The sequence below is a fragment of the Mesorhizobium sp. M7A.F.Ca.CA.002.15.2.1 genome, from assembly GCF_003998715.1.
Classification (GTDB): Bacteria; Pseudomonadota; Alphaproteobacteria; order Rhizobiales; family Rhizobiaceae; genus Mesorhizobium; species Mesorhizobium ciceri.
The window spans coordinates 1-5,180 of record NZ_RZPI01000396.1 but is presented as its reverse complement, the minus strand read 5'-3'; the positions used below and the strand labels follow the sequence as shown (position 1 = coordinate 5,180).

General features: G+C 63.5%; 5 protein-coding genes and 1 pseudogene. 2 read left to right on the top strand and 4 right to left on the bottom strand.

Annotated elements, in window-relative coordinates; all coding sequences use genetic code 11:
• Window positions 1–258 (bottom strand): annotated as a pseudogene (locus ENZ74_RS20835) (ceramide glucosyltransferase); the annotation flags it as partial.
• Window positions 259–491: 233 nt separating this feature from the next.
• On the opposite strand from ENZ74_RS20835, the gene apaG reads away from it, so the two are divergent.
• The gene (gene apaG, locus ENZ74_RS20830) at window positions 492–884 is read left to right on the top strand and encodes a Co2+/Mg2+ efflux protein ApaG (RefSeq protein WP_013533640.1); all 393 of its coding nucleotides are present in this window, start codon (window positions 492–494) and stop codon (window positions 882–884) included.
• Window positions 885–931: 47 nt separating this feature from the next.
• Here apaG and ENZ74_RS20825 read toward each other — a convergent pair whose 3' ends face one another.
• The 3 genes from ENZ74_RS20825 to ENZ74_RS20815 all read right to left on the bottom strand — a co-directional run bounded on the left by ENZ74_RS20825 (window position 932) and on the right by ENZ74_RS20815 (window position 4,202).
• The gene (locus tag ENZ74_RS20825) at window positions 932–1,963 is read right to left on the bottom strand and encodes an Hsp33 family molecular chaperone (RefSeq protein ID WP_013533641.1); all 1,032 of its coding nucleotides are present in this window, start codon (window positions 1,961–1,963) and stop codon (window positions 932–934) included.
• Between the two features lie 110 nt (window positions 1,964–2,073).
• Window positions 2,074–2,985 carry an ornithine carbamoyltransferase gene (gene argF / locus ENZ74_RS20820; protein ID WP_013533642.1) on the bottom strand — a complete coding sequence of 304 codons (912 nt, stop codon included), beginning with the start codon at window positions 2,983–2,985 and terminating at the stop codon, window positions 2,074–2,076.
• 17 nt (window positions 2,986–3,002) lie between these two features.
• Window positions 3,003–4,202, bottom strand: coding sequence for an aspartate aminotransferase family protein (locus ENZ74_RS20815; protein ID WP_063170013.1), 1,200 nt, complete (start codon window positions 4,200–4,202; stop codon window positions 3,003–3,005).
• Window positions 4,203–4,560: 358 nt separating this feature from the next.
• Between ENZ74_RS20815 and ENZ74_RS20810 the strand changes: the two genes are divergently transcribed.
• A complete protein-coding gene (locus ENZ74_RS20810; protein ID WP_063170012.1) occupies window positions 4,561–5,079 on the top strand; it encodes a GcrA family cell cycle regulator in 519 nt (172 codons plus the stop codon).
• Window positions 5,080–5,180: the final 101 nt, after the last annotated feature.

Here is a 5,180-nt window from a genome sequence, read left to right as displayed (position 1 = left end):
CACCGGATCGTCGGCATGGGCGACGCAGAAAATCAGCTCATAGCGCGGCCAGTCGAGCGAGAAGGCGCGCTCCAGCGTCTCCTGCGTGAACGGCTCGACGCCGCGCGACGGCACGACGATCGACACCGGCCGCGGCTTGCCGGCCGGCGGCGCAATGGTGCGACGCCGTCTCAGACGCGACACGGCGAGCACGATGCTGGCGAGATTCGAGAGGATGAGGACGGTTGAAAGCGTGGCGGCTATGAGAGTGAGTTGCATCGAGATCCGGTCACTCCAGGAAAACCGGTCCGCAAGATGACCGGTTTCAACAGTTCAGCAGAGCGCCCGAGTCGCGCGTCACCAGTCCGCGCACACCATCATTGTCATATGTCACTTAAATGACATTCTTTGTCGGCACCTGCCCGCGAGGCCGGCCAGAGGAGGCTTCGATCGGTTGACCTAACCGCACGGAGCGCCGAAAGTTCCGCTGGAACCGTTTTTTGGAGCCGCTTATGTATAGCGCCGTCACGCGCAACATCGAAGTGCAGGTCAGGCCGTTCTATCTGGAGGACCGTTCGGATCCCTCGGAGAACCGCTATGTCTGGGGCTATCAGATAACGATCGACAATCAGTCGGACGATTTCGTGCAGCTTCTGTCGCGCTATTGGCACATCACCGACGGCACCGGCCGGGTCGAGGAAGTGCGCGGCCCCGGCGTGGTCGGCGACCAGCCCGAACTCAATCCCGGCGACAGCTACCAGTACACGTCCGGTTGCCCGCTCTCGACACCGTCCGGCATCATGGTCGGGCATTACACGATGCGCAACAAGCGGGGCGAGACGTTCGACATCGCCATTCCGGCGTTTTCGCTGGACTTGCCGGGGACGCGGCGGACGGTGAATTGATTTCGCCTCACCGGCCGCGGAGCGACCGGTGAGGCGTGGTTTCTACTCTACTGGGCCGCAAATTCCGCCGGGTCGAAATCATATTGCTTCGAACAGAATTCGCAGGCGACGTGGATGCCGCCGTCTTCGGTGCTGTCCTTGATCTCCTGGGCGGAAAAACCCTCGAGGATGCCGCGGATCTTGTCCCTGGAGCACGAGCACTGGTCGGCGACCGGAACGCCGCCGAAGACGCGCACGCCATGCTCGTGGAACAGCCTGTAGAGCAGCCGCTCGGCGCCGATCGTCGGGTCGATCAGTTCGGTCGGCTCGATGGTGCCGAGCAGAGCCAGCAACTCCTGCCAGGAATTGTCGACCGGATCGTGGATCTCCTCACGCGGATCGCCATCGCCGCCCGGCAGGTCCGGGACGCGCATGCGCTCGGGCGACTGCGGCAGGAACTGCGCCAGGATACCGCCGGCGCGCCATTGCTCGCGGGCGCCGCCGGGACCGGGCGTCAAAAGCTTGGCCACCGACAGCCTGATATCCGTCGGGATCTGCTCCGACTGACGGAAATAGGTGCGTGCCGCGTCTTCCAGGGTCTCGCCATCGAGCTGGACGATACCCTGATAGCGCTGCGTATGGGCGCCCTGGTCGATGGTCAGCGCCAGCACGCCACTGCCGAGCAGCGTCTGTTGGGAGGTTTCGCCCGCCGCGACCAGCGCTTCCAGCCGGTCGGCATCGAAACGCGCATAGGCGCGCAGCGCCGAGGGCGTGGAAAAATCCGCAACCAGCATGTCGACGGGTCCGTCGGTGCGGGTCTGCAGGATGAACTTGCCCTCGAACTTCAGCGAAGTGCCGAGCAGCACGGTCAGCACACAGGCCTCCGCCAGCAGGCGGGCGACCGGCTCGGGATAATCGTGGCGGCTGAGGATGGCGTCCAGCATCGGCCCGAGTTGGACCGTGCGGCCGCGCACGTCGAGAGGGCCGACCTCGAACGGCACGACGTGATCGTCGCCGGCATAGCCGAATTCGCCGAGTTTGGGGTGATGTTCAGTCACTTGATAGGTTTCCAACATGACAAAGCTCCAGGGCGCGGCCATGCCGCCCTCCGGGGCGCATGCGTCGAAACGCGCTTGATTTGCGTGATGCGGCGCAAATAGGCATCACACGCCCGCAGATCAAGCTCCCAGGGATCAAGCGCCCAGACACTTCAAGCGCCTAGACACCAGGCAAGCACGGCCTTCTGGGCATGGAGCCGGTTCTCGGCCTCGTCGAAGACCACCGAATGCGGTCCGTCGATAACCTCGTCTGTCACTTCCTCGCCGCGATGCGCCGGCAGGCAGTGCATGAACAGCGCGTCCGGCTTGGCTCTCGCCATCAGCTTGGCATTGACCTGGTAGGGCGAGAACACATTGTGGCCGCGGGCGCGATGCTCCTGGCCCATCGACACCCAGCAATCGGTGACGATGCAGTCGGCCTGATCGACGGCTTCCTCGGGCGAGCGGGTGAAGTGCAGCTTGCCGCCATGCGCCTGCGACCAATCGATATGCTTCTGCGCCGGCTCGCTGCCTTCGGGAACGGCGACGTTGAGGTTGAAGCGGAACCGGGCCGAGGCCTCGAGCAGGGAATGCAGCACATTGTTGCCGTCGCCGGTCCAGGCGATGGTCTTGCCGGCTACCGGACCGCGATGTTCCTCGAAGGTCATGATATCGGCCATCAGCTGGCAGGGATGGGTATCGTCGGTCAGTCCGTTGATCACCGGCACGGTGGCGTTCTCTGTCAATTCCAGCAGCCGCTCATGCGAGGTGGTGCGGATCATGATCGCATCGACATAGCGCGACAGCACCTTGGCGGTGTCGGCGATGGTCTCGGAACGGCCGAGCTGCATCTCGGTGCCGGTCAGCATGATGGTCTCGCCGCCGAGCTGCCGCATGCCGACGTCGAAGGAGACGCGCGTGCGCGTCGACGGCTTGTCGAAGATCATCGCCAGCACCTTGCCTTCGAGCGGTTTGGTGCGCTCGCCGGCCTTGAGCCGCGCCTTTCGCACCACCGCGTCGTCCAGCATCAAGCGCAGGTCGCCTTCGGAAACGGTGGAAAGATCGGTGAAATGGCGAACTGACATCAGCAATGATTCCGGGATTACTTCGCCGCGGCGGAAGCGATCGCCTCCGCCAGGCCCTTGGCGCCGGCGCGGATGCGGTTGAGCGCGTCATGGATCTCGGCGTCGGTGACGGTGAGCGGCGGCAACAGGCGAATGACGTTGTCGCCGGCCGGAACCGTCAACAGGTGCTGGTCGCGCAAGGCCATGTTCACCTTGGTGTTGGGCATGGCGCATTTGAGGCCGAGCATCAGCCCGGCACCCCTGATGTCCTCGATGATTTCGGGAAACTCGTCGGCGACCGACGCCAGACCCTGCTTCATCAGCAGCGCCTTGCGCTGGACATCTTCGAGGAAGCCGTCTTCCAGCACGACATCGAGCACGGCGTTGCCGACCGCCATGGCAAGCGGGTTGCCGCCGAACGTGGTGCCATGCACGCCGGCGGTCATGCCGACCGCCGCTTCATCCGTGGCAAGGCAGGCGCCCATCGGGAAGCCGCCGCCGATACCCTTGGCAATCGCCATGATGTCGGGCGTTACACCCGACCATTCATGTGCGAACAGCTTGCCGGTGCGGCCGATGCCGCACTGGACCTCGTCGTAGATCAACAGCAGGCCGTGCTGCTCGCACAATTGCCTGAGCCGCTTCAGCGACTGCGTCGGCACCGGGCGGATACCGCCCTCGCCCTGCACCGGCTCGATCAGGATCGCGGCCGTCTCCGGCGTGATCGCCTTTTCGGCGGCGTCAATGTCGTCGAAGCCGACCTGGTCGAAACCTTCGACCTTGGGGCCGAAGCCCTCGAGATACTTGTACTGGCCGCCAGCCGCGATGGTCGCCAGCGTGCGGCCATGGAAGGCGCCTTCGAAGGTGATGATGCGAAAGCGCTCGGGATGGCCTTTGACGAAATGGTAGCGCCGCGCCGTCTTGATCGCGCATTCCAGCGCCTCGGCGCCGGAATTGGTGAAGAACACCTTGTCGGCGAAGGTGGCGTCGGCCAGCCGTTCGCCAAGCCGGCTCTGCCCGGGGATCTCGTAGAGGTTGGAGACATGCCACAGCTTGGCTGCCTGCTCGGTGAGTGCGGCGACCAGGTGCGGATGGCTGTGGCCCAGCGAATTGACGGCGATGCCGCCGGCGAAATCGAGATATCGCTCGCCCTTGTCGGTAATCAGCCATGTGCCTTCCCCGTGGTCGAAGGCCAGGGGGGCGCGAGCAAAGGTCTCGTAAAGCGCCGAACCGCTCATTATATGCGTCTCCGGTACCGGAAAATCAAAAAAGCCGCCAAAGCGGCGGCCTGTGCGGCTTATCCTGTTTTTCGGCCATGAAGTCAACGAAAACGTCGCGTAGTGGCGCGCGGCAAGCCCCCCGACGGGACGCCGGCTCATAAGCGACCGGGCAAGTTGGGGAAAACCGAAAAAACCGATTCGTGTTGCACTTGGGACTCTTGTCACCGAGTCAGCGCATAGAGTAGTTGTAGTCGAGAAATAACTAGATTTCGTGCGGCGGACCTAATCACCAGATATATGTGGTGTCTGCCCTGGCAAATGTTGCCGGGTCGGGAGAAGGATTCCGATTGCCGCACGCTTAGAGGAGCGCGGTCTCATGAACTGGACTGACGAGCGGGTAGAACTCTTGAGAAAACTGTGGTCGGAGGGTCTGAGCGCAAGCCAGATTGCTGCGCAGCTTGGAGGGGTCAGCCGCAATGCGGTCATCGGGAAGGTGCATCGGCTGAAACTGTCGGGCCGCGGTCGCTCGACCGCCACGCCAACACGCCAGAAGAAGGCAGCGCAAGGATCGACTGTCCAGAAATCGGTATCACGCGCCGCAACCACGGCACGCCATGTCACGACATCGGTCGGCGCGACCGCTTTGCAGACGCAGTTCGACGCCGAACCCGTGGCACGCCATTACATCCGCCCGGTCGAAAATGTCGTGCTGCCGATCTCGCGGCATCTGCAGCTGGTCGAGCTGACCGAGCGGACCTGCAAATGGCCGAACGGCGATCCGCTTTCAGAGGACTTCCATTTCTGCGGCAACGATGCCGCCGAAACCGGTCCCTACTGCAAGTACCACGCCCGCGTGGCATTCCAGCCGGCATCGGAGCGGCGGCGGAGCAGGTAGATAAGGGAATAGGGGAGTAAGGCAGTAGGGCAGTATGTGCGCGGAAAGTCGCGCTCACGAAATGCCACCCTACTGCCCTACTGCCCTACTGCCCTACTGCC

What these genes read in the sequence shown, in the direction of transcription:
- ENZ74_RS20810 (WP_063170012.1), top strand. Translation starts at nt 4,561, where the DNA reads ATGAACTGGACTGACGAGCGGGTAGAACTCTTGAGAAAACTGTGGTCG.
- apaG (WP_013533640.1), top strand. Translation starts at nt 492, where the DNA reads ATGTATAGCGCCGTCACGCGCAACATCGAAGTGCAGGTCAGGCCGTTC.
- argF (WP_013533642.1), bottom strand. Translation starts at nt 2,985, where the DNA reads ATGTCAGTTCGCCATTTCACCGATCTTTCCACCGTTTCCGAAGGCGAC.
- ENZ74_RS20815 (WP_063170013.1), bottom strand. Translation starts at nt 4,202, where the DNA reads ATGAGCGGTTCGGCGCTTTACGAGACCTTTGCTCGCGCCCCCCTGGCC.
- ENZ74_RS20825 (WP_013533641.1), bottom strand. Translation starts at nt 1,963, where the DNA reads ATGGCCGCGCCCTGGAGCTTTGTCATGTTGGAAACCTATCAAGTGACT.